At 73.6% G+C, this 14,608-nt stretch carries 14 protein-coding genes and 1 pseudogene; 9 read left to right on the forward strand and 6 right to left on the reverse strand.

Translation table 11 applies throughout. The features are described 5' to 3' along the window. Positions 1-56 precede the first annotated feature (56 nt). From DTL70_RS29735 to DTL70_RS29745, 3 genes are all read left to right on the forward strand, one after another. Positions 57-644: a TetR/AcrR family transcriptional regulator gene (locus DTL70_RS29735; RefSeq protein ID WP_114025102.1), complete on the forward strand. Its 588-nt coding sequence runs from the start codon at positions 57-59 to the stop codon at positions 642-644. 247 nt (positions 645-891) lie between these two features. Continuing rightward, positions 892-1,689: a helix-turn-helix domain-containing protein gene (locus DTL70_RS29740; RefSeq protein ID WP_114025103.1), complete on the forward strand. Its 798-nt coding sequence runs from the start codon at positions 892-894 to the stop codon at positions 1,687-1,689. A 169-nt stretch (positions 1,690-1,858) separates the two neighbouring features. Then, a complete protein-coding gene (locus tag DTL70_RS29745) occupies positions 1,859-2,248 on the forward strand; it encodes a VOC family protein (protein ID WP_114025104.1) in 390 nt (129 codons plus the stop codon). 70 nt (positions 2,249-2,318) lie between these two features. On the opposite strand, the gene DTL70_RS29750 is transcribed toward DTL70_RS29745, so the two are convergent. The 3 genes and pseudogenes from DTL70_RS29750 to DTL70_RS29760 all read right to left on the reverse strand — a co-directional run. Beyond that, positions 2,319-2,783: a DUF6314 family protein gene (locus DTL70_RS29750; protein ID WP_114025105.1), complete on the reverse strand. Its 465-nt coding sequence runs from the start codon at positions 2,781-2,783 to the stop codon at positions 2,319-2,321. 99 nt (positions 2,784-2,882) lie between these two features. Beyond that, positions 2,883-3,512: a TetR/AcrR family transcriptional regulator gene (locus DTL70_RS29755; RefSeq protein ID WP_114025106.1), complete on the reverse strand. Its 630-nt coding sequence runs from the start codon at positions 3,510-3,512 to the stop codon at positions 2,883-2,885. A gap of 77 nt (positions 3,513-3,589) precedes the next feature. Continuing rightward, positions 3,590-3,743, reverse strand: a pseudogene (locus DTL70_RS29760) (MFS transporter); the annotation flags it as partial. Between the two features lie 66 nt (positions 3,744-3,809). On the opposite strand from DTL70_RS29760, the gene DTL70_RS29765 reads away from it, so the two are divergent. Both DTL70_RS29765 and DTL70_RS29770 read left to right on the forward strand, forming a co-directional pair. Next, positions 3,810-4,937: an ABC transporter permease gene (locus DTL70_RS29765; protein WP_114025107.1), complete on the forward strand. Its 1,128-nt coding sequence runs from the start codon at positions 3,810-3,812 to the stop codon at positions 4,935-4,937. Next, positions 4,934-5,608 carry an ABC transporter ATP-binding protein gene (locus tag DTL70_RS29770; protein ID WP_114025108.1) on the forward strand — a complete coding sequence of 225 codons (675 nt, stop codon included), beginning with the start codon at positions 4,934-4,936 and terminating at the stop codon, positions 5,606-5,608. Before DTL70_RS29765 ends, DTL70_RS29770 begins: the two co-directional genes overlap by 4 nt. A gap of 60 nt (positions 5,609-5,668) precedes the next feature. Here DTL70_RS29770 and DTL70_RS29775 read toward each other — a convergent pair whose 3' ends face one another. Together DTL70_RS29775 and DTL70_RS29780 are read right to left on the reverse strand one after the other, a co-directional pair. Continuing rightward, the gene (locus DTL70_RS29775) at positions 5,669-6,553 is read right to left on the reverse strand and encodes a diacylglycerol kinase (RefSeq protein WP_114025109.1); all 885 of its coding nucleotides are present in this window, start codon (positions 6,551-6,553) and stop codon (positions 5,669-5,671) included. Continuing rightward, a complete protein-coding gene (locus DTL70_RS29780; RefSeq protein ID WP_245980031.1) occupies positions 6,550-8,178 on the reverse strand; it encodes an FAD-binding oxidoreductase in 1,629 nt (542 codons plus the stop codon). The genes DTL70_RS29775 and DTL70_RS29780 overlap by 4 nt, the downstream gene beginning before the upstream one ends. 17 nt (positions 8,179-8,195) lie before the next feature. Here DTL70_RS29780 and DTL70_RS29785 point away from each other — a divergent pair, with 17 nt between their 5' ends. The 3 genes from DTL70_RS29785 to DTL70_RS29795 all read left to right on the forward strand — a co-directional run bounded on the left by DTL70_RS29785 (position 8,196) and on the right by DTL70_RS29795 (position 11,259). Then, positions 8,196-8,801 (forward strand): TetR/AcrR family transcriptional regulator, encoded by a 606-nt coding sequence (locus tag DTL70_RS29785; protein ID WP_245980035.1) that lies wholly within the window; start codon positions 8,196-8,198, stop codon positions 8,799-8,801. Further along, complete coding sequence (locus DTL70_RS29790) at positions 8,798-10,351, forward strand: glycerol-3-phosphate dehydrogenase/oxidase (RefSeq protein ID WP_114025111.1); 1,554 nt, start codon at positions 8,798-8,800, stop codon at positions 10,349-10,351. Before DTL70_RS29785 ends, DTL70_RS29790 begins: the two co-directional genes overlap by 4 nt. Before the next feature lie 71 nt (positions 10,352-10,422). Next, entirely contained in the window at positions 10,423-11,259 is an 837-nt protein-coding gene (locus DTL70_RS29795) for a hypothetical protein (protein WP_245980039.1), read from the forward strand. Between the two features lie 126 nt (positions 11,260-11,385). Here DTL70_RS29795 and DTL70_RS29800 read toward each other — a convergent pair whose 3' ends face one another. Further along, positions 11,386-13,437, reverse strand: a complete 2,052-nt coding sequence (locus DTL70_RS29800) for a collagenase (protein WP_114025112.1) — start codon at positions 13,435-13,437, stop codon at positions 11,386-11,388. Between the two features lie 233 nt (positions 13,438-13,670). Between DTL70_RS29800 and DTL70_RS29805 the strand changes: the two genes are divergently transcribed. Next, entirely contained in the window at positions 13,671-14,459 is a 789-nt protein-coding gene (locus tag DTL70_RS29805; RefSeq protein ID WP_114025113.1) for a GntR family transcriptional regulator, read from the forward strand. Positions 14,460-14,608: the final 149 nt, after the last annotated feature.

Here is a 14,608-nt window from a genome sequence, read left to right on the forward strand (position 1 = left end):
TAGGCGCACTCTCCGCGCCAGGCAAACCAACTGTTCTGTCTGGTAGCGTCCCCGGCATGGCGGATCAGCCCCTGACCTCGCGCGGAGCCGCGACCTACCAGCGCATCCTCGACGTGGCGACCCAGGAGTTCGCCCAGCACGGGATCGCCGGAGCGCGCATCGAGCGGATCGTCGCCGCGGCGCGCACCAACAAGGCCCAGCTGTATGCCTACTTCGGCAACAAGGAGGGACTTTTCGACGCGATCTTCTTCGGCTCGCTGGAGCGGATCACGAACGTCGTGCCGATCGACGCCGACGACCTCGCGGACTGGGCCGTCCGCCTCTACGACGAGTACCTCCGCCGCCCCGACCTGATCCGGCTGGCCACCTGGGCGCGCCTGGAACGCAGGCCGGCCGGCCACCTCGTCGAGGACCACGACCGCCTCGACGACCACAAACTGGGGGCCATCGCCGAAGCCCAGGCGGCCGGCCGAGTGTGCCAGGGGGACCCGTTCGACGTGATGGCCCTCGTCATCGCCATGTCCATGGCCTGGTCGCCGGTCAGCAACGTCTACGCGGCAACGGCCCAGGAGCCCTCGGACGTTCACGACCAACGCCGCGACCTGCTCCGCGCAAGCGTCCGCCGCGCTGTCGCCGCCGCGTGACGAAAGCGCCGGACGCTCGTCCCGCACTCCGGGCTCGCCGCCCGGGCCCCTTCGGCGGGCCATCGCGTCTTCCGCCGAGGGGCACGGTGTCCCGTCGGCGGCCCGGCTCGCCGCGCTGGCCGGGCACCGGACGCGGCGGCGGCCTTCGGTCGAGCTTCTGCCGTGGCCTTCGGCCGAACTCCCGCGGCGGCATAAGCGCGCCCCCCTCCACGATCCGCCGCGTGTCGCCCGGCGGGAGGGAGACCTCGTGACAAAGCCGGATTCTCCTCTGCGGCCGTTCGTGACGACGCTTGTTCCGTACGATCTCGGGCCCGGCCCCGTCGGCGTGCATCGCGGGCTGCCCTCCGCCACCCTGTCGATCACCCTTCCCGAGGCCGATCCTGTCGAGATCGGATGGCTCGCACACCCCGCCTCGCGCCGTCACCATCGTGCCGCCGTGGCCGGGCTGCACCTCGATCCGGCGCGGATACGGCAGAGCGGCTGCACCCGCGGTGTGTACCTGGCGCTCAGCCCGCTGGGTGCCGCCGCACTGCTGGGTGTTCCGGCGTCCGCTCTGGCGGGGAATGTCGCCGATCTCGCCGACGTCGCGCCCGCGCTGGCGGACCTGCCGGAGCGGCTGGCGGCCTGCCCGACCTGGCCGCGGCGTCGCGCGCTGGTCGAACGCTCTCTGCTCGCGGGCCTGGCCCGGCACGGGGAACCCGGGAACGCGCCGGAACTGCGGGCCATGCTCGCGGCTTTGTCCCGCACTCCTCGGGTGCACGAGGCCGCCCAGCTGCTCGGATGTTCCAGGCGGCACCTGAGCGGCAGGGTGCGTACGCAACTCGGCGTGACAGCGAAGGAGTACCAGCGACTGGTCCGCTTCGCGTCGGCCCGGAGTCGGCTCGCGGCCGCCGGCACCGCCCGGTCCGCTCTGGCGGACGTGGCCGCCGCGTCGGGGTTCGCCGATCAGGCGCACCTGTCCCGGGAGTGGCGTGCCATGGCCGGGTGTACGCCCACCGGATGGCTGCGCTCTGAAGGCTCGGAGGTCCGAGGCTCGGAGGCCTGAGCCCGGCGGCCCGATCCCCGGAGACTCCCGGGGCGTCGTCCGGCGGTGAGATCGCGGCCGGCTGATCCCTGGGCCGCGACGGATCGGGCCGGGCCGCGACGGGCCGGTTCGGGCCCGGCCGTTCCCGAATGTTCAAGACTCCGCCGCCGCAAGGCCGCACGATCACAGCATGACGAAGCTGAAGATCCTGCCTCGCCTGATCGTGTCGGAACCCGACCGCGCGGCGGCGTACTACCGAGACTCCCTCGGCGCCGAAGAGGTGTTCCGCGCCCTGGGGGACGACGGTCGGCCCACCGTCGTCGAGCACCTCCTGGGTGCCACGTCCTTCCGGGTCTCACCCGCTGTCCCGGCGTGGGGGTGGCTGTCCCCGCACGACCTGGGAGGCTCTCCGGTCCTGTTGGAGATCGAAGTCGACGATCCGGACGAGACCGGTGCGCGGATGACGGCCCACGGGGCCGAGACGGTCGTGCCGATCGAGAACCGGGACTACGGCAAGCGCTCGGGCCGCATCCGTGACCCCTTCGGGCACCTGTGGATCGTCACGGGCGAGCCGCGTTGAGTCGGACGCCACCGGCCTGGCGGCCCCCAGGCTCCTGCGGTGGGCCGGCAGCCCGAGCTCCGGCGCCGGATCAGCTTTCGGGCGGGCCGGGAGCGGGGGATCGCCGGTAGACGGAGGCGAGCAACTGGTCCTTGGCCGGGCCGTGGACCGCCCAGCGCAGCCGCCACTCGTCGGGGGAGACCACCGTGTAGTCCCCCTCGTACAGGTCGGCGCCGCACTGGTGGGACACGGTGCACCGTCCGCTGCTCAGATCGAGGTCGTGGAAGTGCCGGCCGTCCGCGAAGGTCACCTCGGCGCCGCCGTGTGCGCAGGGCACCAGCCGCAGCGTCCGCCCGGCCTCGCGCCGGGCCCCGCCCCACTCCAGGGTTCCCTCCTCCACGTGCAGCCACGCGGAGTCCGTACCGGGCCGGAACCTCGCACGACCGGTGAACCAGCCGCTGTGTCCGGTCCGCCCATCGCGCAACTCGCGGTGCACGGTCCACTCCCCGGCCAGGTAGGAGAGGACTTCGGCGGCGGGGTGCGGTGCTTCGTCCATGCCGGCAGTCTCGCAGGCCGGGTGCGGGAGCCGGCTGCCGCGGGTGGCGGCCGGGCGCCGGAAGGCGGGGTGAGCGCCGCCCGTGCACCGGCGCGGCGCTCAGCTGTCGTGGGCGGGCCCTGCGGCTCCGGGGGATCGCCCGTGGGCCGTGACGCCTCCCAACGCGGCGACGGCCAGGCTCACCGCGCGGTCGCGCACGGCTTCGTAGTCGTCGCCCGTCTCCAGGGCGGTGGTGGCGGCGTTGACGAATCCCTGCAACAACCGGGCCGATCTGAGCGGGGCGTCGTCGCCCAGGTCCCGCAGGGCCTCGACGAGCGGATCGAGCAGGGCGCGGTGCGCCGCGTCCGCTCCCGCGCGCAGGGCCGCGCCGTCCTGCGTGTCCGCGCCGGCGCGGGCGATGCGGTGTTCGCCGTCGCGGACCATTTCCAGCTGGGCCGTGACGAAGGCGGCGACCCGCTCCCCAGGCGAGTCGCCGGCGTCGGCGAGGGCGGCGTGGATGCGGCCTGTCCAGCGCGGCGCCGCCGCCCGCACCAGTTCCGTCAGCAGCTGGTGGCGGTCGGTGAAGTACTTGTAGACGCTGTTGCGGGCCATTCCCGTGCGGCGGGCGACCGCCGCGAACGTGACCCGGGACGCGTCCCCCTCGGCGAGCAGCTCGTGTGCCGCCTCGAGCAGAGCGGCACGCTGCTGGGCGCGGTGGTCGGCGACGGACGCGGCCTGGATCCTGGGCACGGAGCCAGTTTAGAAGCCGGCCCCTGCCGTCGGGCCGCCGGTGGGCCCGCGGCTGGGAGGTGTGCGGACAGCCCGGGTCAGCCGATCCGGCGATCACGGCCCGCGAAGAGGCCGGCCGCGAGCTGGGGCAGCATCAGCACGGCCATGAGGACGAGGGGTGTCCGCCAGCCGCCAGTGTGCTCGTAGAGCACACCGACGAGGAGGGGCCCGGGGCGAGAGCAGGTACCCGGCTTGGGGACGGTGCGTCGCCATCTTCTATCTTAGGGACGCACTGTCCCTAAGATCGGAAGGAACGCCGTGTTCCTCGCCCTGCTGGAACTCAGAGCGGCTCGGGGCCGCTTCCTGCTGATGGGCAGCGTCGTCGTCCTCGTCGCGGCGCTCGTCGGCATCGTCTCCGGGTTCACCACAGGCCTCGGTGACGACACCGTCTCCGCGCTGCGCCGAATGCCCGCCACACACGTCGCTTTCGCCCCCGGCTCCGACTCCGACCAGTTCGCCCGCAGCCTGGTCGACGAGCGGGCTGCCGCCGACTGGGACAAGGAGAAAGGCGTCGACGCCACCCCCCTCGGTGTCGCGCTCACCCGTGGCGCCACCAACCGCGACGTCGAGGTGGACCTCGCCGCCTTCGGCGTCGAACCCGGCGCCTTCACCGACCCGGGCGCCGACCGCGGCAAGGCCCTGGACGCGGACGAGCCGCACGGCATCGTGATCTCCCGGCAGCTCGCCGACGACGGTGTCCGCGTCGGCGACACCCTCACCGTCGACAGGCTCGGCATCCGGCTGCGCGTGGTCGGCACCACCAGCCGCTCCTCCTACGGCCACGTCCCCGCCGCCTACGTCACCGCGGACACCTGGCGGCAGATCCGCTTCACCACGCCGGGAACCGACGTGCGCCCCGAAGAACTCCCGGCCCAGTACAGCGCGGTGGCCTTGCAACTCCCCGCCGGGTTCGCCGACCAGAAGCTCCCCGGCGCGGACCGCCGCCACCACACCGCGACCGTTCCGCTGCAGGACGCCTTCGCCGCAGCCCCCGGGTACGAGGGCGAGCGCCTGACCATGACCTCCATCCAGGCCTTCCTCTTCCTCATCGCCCCGCTGGTCGTCGGCGCCTTCTTCGCCGTCTGGACCGTGCAGCGCACCCCCGAACTGGCGCTGCTGCGTGCCATGGGCGCCTCCCGCCGCCGACTGCTCGGTCACACGCTCGCCCAGGCCGCCGTGGTCGTCGCCCTCGGCACCGCGGTCGGTGCCGTGCTCGCCTTCGCCGTCGGTCTGCTCGTCGGCGAGCGCGTGCCGTTCAGCCTCCCCGCGAGCAGCCTCGCCGCCACCATGGGCGCCGTGGTCCTGGTGGGCCTCGCGGGATCCGCCCTCACCCTGCGGCGCGTCACCACCGTCGACCCGATGACCATGCTGGGAGCCGCACGATGAGTCTCCGCCTCGACGACATCACCGTCACTCTCGGGCACGGCGAGTCCCGCACCCGCGCCCTGCGCGGTCTGAGCACTGTCTTCAGGGCGGGTGCGCTCACCGCCCTCGTCGGCCCCTCGGGGTCCGGCAAGTCGACCCTTCTGGCCGTCGCCGGTGCCCTGCTCCGCCCGGACGAGGGGCATGTGCTGCTGAACGGCACCGACCTGGCAGCGCTCAGCGACCGCGAACGTGCCCGAGCCCGCCGCACCCGTATCGGCTACGTCTTCCAGAGCGGCAACCTCCTCGCCGGCCTCACCGCGGAGGAACAGCTGCTCGCCGCGGCCACCCTCGCAGGACGCAGGCCCCGCGCGCTGCGCGGCCGGGCCCGTGAACTGCTCGCCGAGGTCGGCCTCGCGCACCGGTCGGGTCACCGTCCCGACCAGCTCTCCGGTGGCGAACGGCAACGCGTGGCCCTGGCGCGAGCCCTCCTGAGCGGGCCCGAACTCCTCCTCGTCGACGAACCGACAGCGGCCGTCGACCGCGCCCGCGCGGACGATCTGACCGGCCTCATCGCGCGCACCACCCACGGGCACGGCTGCGTCACGGTGGTCGCCACGCACGATCCGGTCGTCACCCGGGCCGCCGACGAGGTCGTCGACATGCAGCAGCACGTCCCGGCGGACGCCGGCTGATACGGGCGCGGCCGGCACCCGGAAACCGGGGACCGGAGTGGGAGCGCCGGTCCGGCGCTCCTACTCCGGCACCAGCACCGACACCGCGCCCGGCACGCAGTCGACCGTCAGCGGCAGGTCTGAGATGAACTCCCCGTCCGCGTAGGCGAACACGTCGGGCGCTGCCAGCTCCACGTGGCGGGCGCGGTAGGTGCGCACCTTCGGATGGGAGACGTGGGAGCCGCTGTAGAACCGGGGCAGCGTGGTCATCAGCCGTACGGCGGGTGCGCTCTCCACGACGGTGACGGCCAGTTCCCCGTCGTCCGGCACCGCGTCGGGGCACACCTTCATGCCGCTGCCGTAGTAACAGGTGTTGCCGACGGCGACGAGTGTGGCGTCGAGAGCCAGTTCACGGTCGTCGAGCCGCAGCCGGAAGGGGAGTGGGCGCAGCCTGGCGAGTTCGACGAAGGTGGCGACGGTGTAGCGGGCGCCGCCGCGCGGCCGGCGCAGCGCGTTGGCCCGCCGGGTGACCAGCGCGTCGAAGCCCGAGGCCAGGACGGTGCCGAACCAGCGGTCACCGCATCGCGCGAGGTCCACGGCGCGCCGGGTGCCCTCGGTGATCAGGCGTGCGGCGGCGGCAGGGTCCCGGCGCGGTATGCCCAGGGCGCGGGCGAAGTCGTTGCCCGTGCCCGCCGGGACCACCGCCAGCGGCACCCCGGAGCCGGCGACGGCCTGGAGTCCCAGGTGGACCAGGCCGTCACCGCCGACGACGGTGAGGACATCGGTGCCGGCGGCGAGGTGGTCGCGGGTGCGCTCCAGGGCGTCGGCTGGATCGCTGCCCGAGACGAGGGTCGCGTCCCATCCGGCCCGTGCCAGGTGGCGCAGGGCCACCTCCGCGTTCTTGGCCGAGCTTCCGGTCAGTGAGGCCGGGTTGACGAGTACGGCCGTCCTCGGTCGGGGGGTCATGAGACCGCGGGGGGCTGGGTGGCGGCCTCGGGGATGAGCTTGCCCGGGTTCATGATGCCCGCGGGGTCCAGTGTCCGCTTGACGGCGGCGAGCACCTCCACCCCGAGGGGTCCGACCTCCGCCTCCATCCAGGGGCGGTGGTCCTGGCCGACCGCGTGGTGGTGCGTGATCGAGCCCCCGGCCGCGGCGATCGCGTCACCCGCCGCCTGCTTGGCCGCCCGCCAACGCGACCGCGGCTCCTCACCGGCGTCCGCGGCGACGGTGAAGTACAGCGAGCCGCCCGACGGGTAGGCGTGGGAGAGGTGGCAGAAGACCACCGGCGTCGACGTGGCTGTCCTCAGGTGTGCGGTCAGTGTGGCGGTCACGGTCTCGCGCAGCGCGGCCAGGCCGGCCCAGGAGGTGGCCGTCTCCAGCGTCTCGGTGAGGACACCGGTGTCCAGGAGGGCGTCGCGCATGTACGGGCCGGAGAAGCGCGAGCGCCGCCAGGCGGCCGCCACCTCGTCGTCCAGCAGGCTTCCTTCGTGCGCGGTCAGCACCTGGCGCACGGCCTCGCCGCGGCGCGCGACCTCGTCGGGGTCGCCTTCGTGGCTGACGACGGACAGGCAGCCCTCGGGCGCGGCCGAACCGGCGATGACGGCGTTGACGAACGTCTCCGTCTCGTCCGAGACGCGTATCGCGGTCGGCAGCAGCCCGCGCTGCGCGAGCGCGCGCACCGCGGCGGTGCCCGCCGCGAAGGAGGGGAAGGACCAGGCCTCGTCCCGGCGTTCGGCGGGCGCGCGGCGTACGCGGACCGTCACCTCCGTGAGGACGCCGAGCGTGCCCTCCGAGCCGAGGAAGAGCTGCCGCAGGTCAGGACCCGCGGCCGTGGCCGGGGCGCGGCCGAGGTCGAGGGTGCCGCGCGGGGTGGCCACCTTGAGCGCGGTGACCATGGCGTCGAAGCGGCCGTAACCGGCCGAGGACTGGCCCGCGGAGCGGGTGGCCGCGTACCCGCCGATGGTGGCGAACTCGAAGCTCTGCGGGAAGTGGCCCAGCGTGTAGCCCTCGGCTCCCAGGAGTTCCTCGGCCTCGGGGGTGCGCAGGCCCGCCTGGAGGGTGGCGGTGCCGGACTCCTCGTCCAGCTCCACCAGGGCGTCGAGTCGCCGCAGATCGAGGCTGATCAGCGCCGGATGGCCCTCGCGTGCGGGCTCCACGCCGCCGACGACGCTGGTGCCACCGCCGAACGGTACGACCGCCACAGCGTGTTCCGCGCAGATCTCCACGAGGGCCTGCACCTGCTCGTGACTGCCCGGCGTCACCACCGCGTCCGGGGCGTGGTGGGCGTCTCCTTCGCGGCGGCGCAGCAGGTCGGGGGTGCTCTTGCCGCCCAGGTGCAGGATCCGGGCCGCGTCGTCGGTGCGCAGGTGCTCCTCGCCGACGACCGCGGTGAGCGCGGCACGGGCGGGCTCGGGCAGGGCGCCGGGTGGCAGCCGCAGCGCCGAGCGCTCCACGCGCGGCGGCGCGGCGGCGCTGACTCCGAGCGTGTCGACGAGGAGCTGCCGCTGGGAGTCCTCCAGTTGACGGGCGTGCGCCGGGTCGCCCCAGGCGTTCCAGGCCATGTCCCCGACGCGGCGAGTGGGTCGCTTCATGGCGTACAGTCTTACACGTGACGTCAATTCGTAAAAGCTCTGGACGGAAGAACGAGGACGACATTCTGGACGCCGCACGCGCGTGCGTCGAGGCCTTCGGAGCGCGGCGCACCACACTCACCGACGTGGCCCGCCGCGCCGGAGTCAGCAGGCCGACCGTCTACCGCCACTGGCCCGACATCTCCTCGCTCGTCGGCGACCTGATGACACGGGAGCTGAAGACCCTCTTCGCCGAGGCGGTCGCCGAGGCGACCGAGGCCGACGCACTCGGCCGCATCGTGCACGGCGCCACCGGCACGGTGCGCGCGGTGTGGCACCACTCGCTGTTCAGCCGCTTCCTCGACAGCGAGGCCGAACTGCTGGCCACCTACGTCTTCCACCGACTGGGCTCCAGCCAGCACGCCGCCCTCGAACTGCTGCACGCCCAGATCGCCGAGGGGCAGCGCGACGGCTCCGTGCGCGCAGGCGAGCCCGCCGAACTGTCCCGCGTCGTCCTGCTGACCGTCCAGTCCATCGGAGCCTCCCGGCGGCTCGTGGAGGACACCCTCACCGAGGACGCCCTTCTCGACTCCCTCGGCCGGCTCCTCACCGGCTACCTGCGTGACTGGAGCGCCGCCGCATGACACGACCGACCGAACGCACCACCTCCCTCAACGCCGCGCGCCGCGCCCGCTCCCTCGACTGGCTGGCCACCGGACCCACCGTCGACCTGCTCGTCGTCGGCGCGGGTGTCACCGGCGCCGGCATCGCACTCGACGCCGCCGCACGCGGACTCAGCGTCGTCCTCGTCGACCGCCACGACCTGGCCTTCGGCACCAGCCGCTGGAGCTCGAAGCTGGCACACGGCGGACTGCGCTACCTGGCCAGTGGAGACGTGGGCATCGCCTACGAGTCGGCACGCGAACGCGGCATCCTGATGAGCAGGACCGCCCCCCACCTCGTCCGCGCCCTGCCCATGGTGCTCCCGGTGCACACGCACACCTCCCGCGCCCGCGCCCTGTGGACCCGCGCGGGCTTCCTCGCCGGGGACGCCCTGCGCGTCGGCGCCAGGGTCGGCGCCCGCACCCTGCCGCCGTCGCGGCGCATACCCGCGCCGCTCACCCTCGCACTGGCCCCGGCCGTGCGCGCCGACGGCCTGCGCGGCGGCCAGCTGTCCTTCGACGGGCAGCTCACCGACGACGCGCGCCTCGTCGTCGCCCTCGCCCGCACCGCCGCGGGCTACGGGGCGCACGTCCTCACCCGGTGCGGCGCCCAGGACCTGACCGGAGACGGCGCCGAACTGCGCGACGAACTCACCGGCGACCGCGTGCAGGTGCGGGCCAGGAGCGTCGTCAACGCGGCCGGCGTCTGGGCCGGAACGCTGGTGCCCGACGTCACTCTGCGGCCCAGCCGAGGCACGCACGTCGTCCTGCCCGCGGCACGCCTGGGCAACCCCCGCGCCGCGCTGACGGTCCCGGTGCCGGGGGAGTCCAGCAGGTTCGTCTTCGCCCTGCCGCAGGGGGACGGCCGCGTCTACGCCGGTCTCACCGACGAGCCCGTCGCAACCGTTCCCGACATACCGGAAGCGCCGGAAGAGGACATCGACTTCCTCCTGCGCACGCTCTCCGGCGCGCTGGCCGCCCCATTGGAGAGGGCGGACGTCATCGGCGCCTTCGCCGGACTCCGCCCCCTGCTGGAGAGCACCGGGACGTCGCGCAGCGCCGACCTCTCCCGCCGCCACGCCGTCCTCACCTCGCCGGACGGCGTCCTCACCGCGGTGGGGGGAAAACTCACCGCGTACCGGGCGATGGCCGAAGACGCGGTCGACGCCGCCGTCGCGCGCGCCGGGCTCGACGCAGGACCCTGCCGCACCCAGGCCCTCGCCCTCGTCGGCGCGGGCACCACTCCCACCTCCGGCCGCGAGGTCCCGGCCCGGCTGCGTGCCCGCTACGGCGGCGAGAGCGCGGCCGTCGTCGCCCAGGCGGACGGCGACCCCGACCTGTTGGAACCCGTGGCCGCCGGGGTCACCGCGGCCGAACTCCGCTTCGCCGTCCGGCACGAGGGCGCCCTCGACGAGTCCGACCTCCTCGACCGCCGCACCCGTATCGGCCTGGTCGCGGCCGACCGCGACCGCGCGCTGGCGGCGGCCCGCGAGGCACTGGCCTCGGCAGAAGCGGCCACGCGCACCGGCTGACGGACCGCCCGGCCGGCCCGGGGCGGCAGTCCGCTTGTCGACGAGCGGCCGCGGGCCGGACACTGATCCCCATGGCCGGCGCGACGAGGGAACCACTGCCCGATGGCGGGCTCGTCCTCACCATGCCCGAGGACGGATCTCTCCGGCCCCCGCTGCGCTTCGAGCGGGGTCCTGACCGCCGCTGGACCCTGCGACAGGGCGAACGGCCGCTGATCCGTGCCCGGTCCGAGGGCGACGGCTGCTGTCGCGATCTGCACCTGCGCCGACTGCCGGGGTACCGTTCGCCGCTTCCGCACCTGTCCGCCGCGAGGATGCGGACCTCACCCGACTGGCCACACCTGTACGCGCGGTGGCTGGCGGAGACGGGGCACGGCCCACTGCACCGCGGGCGCTGGCTGCTGAACCGGCGCGCCACCTTCGCCCCGGGCATCTGGGACCGCGACCTCGTGCAGGACTGGCCCGAGGCCACCCTCGAACTGCTCTGCGGCGGCGGCTGGCATGGTGTACTGCCGCTGCGGCCGCTCCCGGCACCGCACGCCGCACGTGTGAAGGCGTACCGCAAGCACGCCCGCGAGGGCACCCTCGCCCCCGTCCTGCTGTGGTGGGTGTCCTTCCTGGACGGCTGGCTGCTCCTCGACGGCCACGACCGGGCCGCGGCCGCCCTGGCGGAGGGGGCGCCGCCGGAGTGTGTGGAGGTGGTCCGGGTAGCCGACGACGCCCACTGGCGGGCGACCGCGGAGGAGATCACCGAGGCGTACGAGGAGCGGGTGGCGCGACTGGCCGCGGGCCCGGCCGGACCGCATACCGCACGCCACCGGCAGGTGCTGGACCGGGGTTACGCCGAGGTGCTCTCCGGCCTGCCGTACGACGCGGACACCACCCCGGTCTTCGACCCCGCCCACGAGTGACGCGCTCGGAAGGGCGCAGGGCCGGGCGGGGCCGGTACCGCGGCACGGAATCTCCGTTCCGTGCCGCGGCCTGCCACATATGCTCGCCCGCGCGCGATCGGGCGTACGGGGCCGTTCGGGAGCGGGTCAGCCGTGGGTGCGGGCCGCGCAGGCGCCGCCCGCGCAGGCGTCGAGCCAGGCGTTCCAGTCGGCGTCGTAGCGGGTGCCGATGGTGTCCTCGAGATGGGTGCGGGCCGCGCTCCAGTCGCCCGCGCGGTAGGCGGCGAGCACCGTGGCCACGTCGTCGGGGTGCCTCTCCAGCATGTAGCGCGTGGCCAGGTAGCCCCAGCGGTAGACGCGGTTGGTGTCGCCGTTCTCGTAGGTGGTGTCGAACAGGTCGCTCAGCGCGTAGGTCTTCTTGCCCGCCTCGGCGATCGCCTCGTCGTAGCGCAGATCGCGGTAGGAGTAGGAGACGTACTCCGCGAAGCCTTCGATCCACCAGACCGTCGGGGTGGAGACCCCGGCCTCGAAGTCGCCGTACATGTCGAAGCGGCCGTCGAGGTAGTGCGTGTACTCGTGGTTCAGATTCCAGATCTGGAAGTCTGGACGCGTCCAGTCGGCCTCGTAGGCGATGAAGCGGGGGAGGTTGCCGTCGGCCGAGGGGTCGCCCTCCAGGTACATGCCGCCGTTGCCGGTGTCGATGCCGTAGAGGACGCCCGCGTAGGTCTGGTAGTCGGTGCTGGAGTCGAAGACGACGACCTCGATCCGCGCGTTCTTGTCGTCCTTCACCGGGCCGTCGTCCCCGGCGACCTCGTGGAAGTACGCGTCCTGCCCGACCAGGCTCTCGCAGGCGGCGGAGAAGTCGCCGGCGTCCATGTCCTGCGCGGCCATGGAGATGCTCTCGCTGCACGACTCCTCGTCCACCAGCACGGCCTGGGTCAGCCGCTGCCGTAGGTCGCACACACCGTAGTAGGCGCAGTTGTCCTTGTCGTAGGCGTCGGCCATCTCCGCCACGCCGACCCACAGCGGTGCCGTGTTTCCGGTCATCTCCGTCGCGTCCAGCAGGTCTTTGAGCTGCGGGCGTACCTGTTCGCGCAGCGGCGTGTGCTGCACGAAGCGGCCCAGCTCGCGTCCCGCGTTGGACGTGAGGTAGGCCCGTTCGCCGCCGAGCAGCCCGAGATGGTCGCGCGCGAAGGTGTGCAGTGCGTCGAGCACGCTCGGGTCCCGCCGCACGGCCTGCACGAACTCGGGGAGCTGATGACCGCGCCACAGCACGGTGTAGACGTTGTTGACGGCGCTGAGCATCCACCACTTGTCGTCGTACGAGCTGTCGTAGCCCTCCAGCATGCGCGTGACGACGTCGAGGTAGCGGGCGTTCTCCTCGGCGCTGTCGACGAGGGTGACCGCCTCGGCGAGGGTCTCGCCGTTGGCGTCGGTCACGTCGTGCGAGTGCGGGGAGGCGAAGAACGCGTCCAGACCGCCCTGGATCGCGGTCCTCAGCGCCTGCCTGTACTCGCCCACGTCCGGTTCGTGGTACCAGTGCACGTAGTAGCCGGCGCGCAGGAAGAGCACGATCTGCGGCATGCCGGTGCCGCCGTCGCCGGGGTATCCGGCCGAGCCGTCTCGCAGCGCGTCGGCGAGGGTGACCATCTGTTCCTCGCGGAAGGCGCCGCGCGCGTCGCTTCCGGTGAGGGAGAAGAGCGTGTTGACGCACGCGGTCGTGGCGGAGGTGACCTGCCTGACGAGCGCGTCGCCGGTCTGCGCGAAGTCGCCTGGCGAGCAGGCGTCCCGCACGCCGGGCGCCGCACCGGTACCAGGACCCTTCTTGTGCTGCTTCCCGGCACGCAGCATCGAGGGCCGCTGGTGGGAGGACTCGGGCGGGGCGTCGTAGTCGCGCCGGAGTGCGTCCTGCGAGGCGGGCAGGGGAGGCCTGTCCCGCACCGCGAGCCGCCGGTCCGCCACGTGCCCGGGCTCGCCCTCCGAGGGGGGCGTGGCGGTGGAGTCGGCGGGGCGCGGCCCTGCGGGACGGGGTCCCTCTGCGGTCGTCGCACCGGTCGTTGCATCGGTCACGGTGCCGGTCGCCGCCTGGGCTCCGCCGAACTGGCCCGCGCCCGCGCCCAGCGAGACCGCCAGGACGCCGGCGCATACGGCACGGGTGAGACGTGGGCGTAACGAGCTTCTTCGGTCGTTCCTGCTCATTCTGGCAACTCCTGTGAGGGGTGGTGGGGTTGTCGTCGTCGCGTACGAGAGCGCGCTTGTTGTGTACACGCCCATCGAGGCATCAGTACAATTTCACACATCACATGGCGCCGGAAGACCCGCGGAGGGCCCGGCTTCCCCGCGCACGGGGGAGTGGCGGCGAGGACGCCGACGTACGATCGGCACGATCACTCCGCCCGTCCGCCCCTGCCCGGCGAGGAGCAGTTGCGCCCATGACCGCACAACGCCCGCTGAAGCTGCCCGCCGTGCCGGACAGGCTCAGCATCCGCGACCACGTCGCGCACGCCCTGCGCGCCGCCCTCATCGCGGGCGAACTGCGCCCAGGCTCCGTCTACTCGGCCCCGCAGCTCGCCGCGCAGTTCGGCGTCTCCGCCACACCCGTACGCGAGGCGATGCTCGACCTCACCCGCGAAGGCATGGTCGAGCCCGTGCGCAACAAGGGCTTCCGGGTGACCGACCTGTCCGAGCGGGACCTGGCGGAGTACGTGGCGATCCGGGAGATGATCGAGGTGCCCACGGTCGGACAGGTGGCCCGTGTGGGGGACGCGGCCCGCCTGGAGGAACTCCGCCCCGTCGCGCGCGAGATAGTCCAGGCGGCCCGGGCCGGGGACTTGGTCGGCTTCCTCGGCGCCGACAGACGCTTCCACCTGGCGCTCGTCGGCCTCGCCGGGAACCGCCGGCTGGTGGAGGTCGTCGGCGAACTGCGAGGGCACTCCCGGCTCTACGGCCTCGCCGGGCTCGCGAAGACCGGCCAGCTCATGGAGTCGGCCGAGGAGCACGAGCGCCTCCTCGACCTGGTGCTGGCCCACGACGTGCCGGGCGCGGAGAGCCTGATGCGCGCACACCTGGGGCGCCTGCGCTCCCAGTGGGAGAGCGCGGCCGACAGCGGCGGCGACGGGACCGAGGACGCCGCGAACGCCGGGGCCTCCGGGGACCCTGTGGACACCGCGAACACCGCGAACACCGGGGACACCGTGGGCTCCAGGGGCGGAGGAAACTGAGCGGGCCTCGTCCTCCGCGAGGCCCTGGACTTCATCGAGCGCCCTCTGGACGACCCGTTCTTCTGCGCGGTCAGCTCCCAACCCCCGCACAGCCCACAGGGGATCCCGCGCGACCCTGCCGGGGCGGGCCCTCCCGGGCCCGCCCTGCC

Source organism: Streptomyces diacarni (assembly GCF_003323715.1).
GTDB lineage: Bacteria > Actinomycetota > Actinomycetes > Streptomycetales > Streptomycetaceae > Streptomyces > Streptomyces diacarni.

What these genes read in the sequence shown, in the direction of transcription:
- DTL70_RS29735 (WP_114025102.1), top strand. Translation starts at nt 57, where the DNA reads ATGGCGGATCAGCCCCTGACCTCGCGCGGAGCCGCGACCTACCAGCGC.
- DTL70_RS29745 (WP_114025104.1), top strand. Translation starts at nt 1,859, where the DNA reads ATGACGAAGCTGAAGATCCTGCCTCGCCTGATCGTGTCGGAACCCGAC.
- DTL70_RS29750 (WP_114025105.1), bottom strand. Translation starts at nt 2,783, where the DNA reads ATGGACGAAGCACCGCACCCCGCCGCCGAAGTCCTCTCCTACCTGGCC.
- DTL70_RS29770 (WP_114025108.1), top strand. Translation starts at nt 4,934, where the DNA reads ATGAGTCTCCGCCTCGACGACATCACCGTCACTCTCGGGCACGGCGAG.
- DTL70_RS29775 (WP_114025109.1), bottom strand. Translation starts at nt 6,553, where the DNA reads ATGACCCCCCGACCGAGGACGGCCGTACTCGTCAACCCGGCCTCACTG.
- DTL70_RS29780 (WP_245980031.1), bottom strand. Translation starts at nt 8,178, where the DNA reads ATGAAGCGACCCACTCGCCGCGTCGGGGACATGGCCTGGAACGCCTGG.
- DTL70_RS29790 (WP_114025111.1), top strand. Translation starts at nt 8,798, where the DNA reads ATGACACGACCGACCGAACGCACCACCTCCCTCAACGCCGCGCGCCGC.
- DTL70_RS29795 (WP_245980039.1), top strand. Translation starts at nt 10,423, where the DNA reads ATGGCCGGCGCGACGAGGGAACCACTGCCCGATGGCGGGCTCGTCCTC.
- DTL70_RS29800 (WP_114025112.1), bottom strand. Translation starts at nt 13,437, where the DNA reads ATGAGCAGGAACGACCGAAGAAGCTCGTTACGCCCACGTCTCACCCGT.
- DTL70_RS29805 (WP_114025113.1), top strand. Translation starts at nt 13,671, where the DNA reads ATGACCGCACAACGCCCGCTGAAGCTGCCCGCCGTGCCGGACAGGCTC.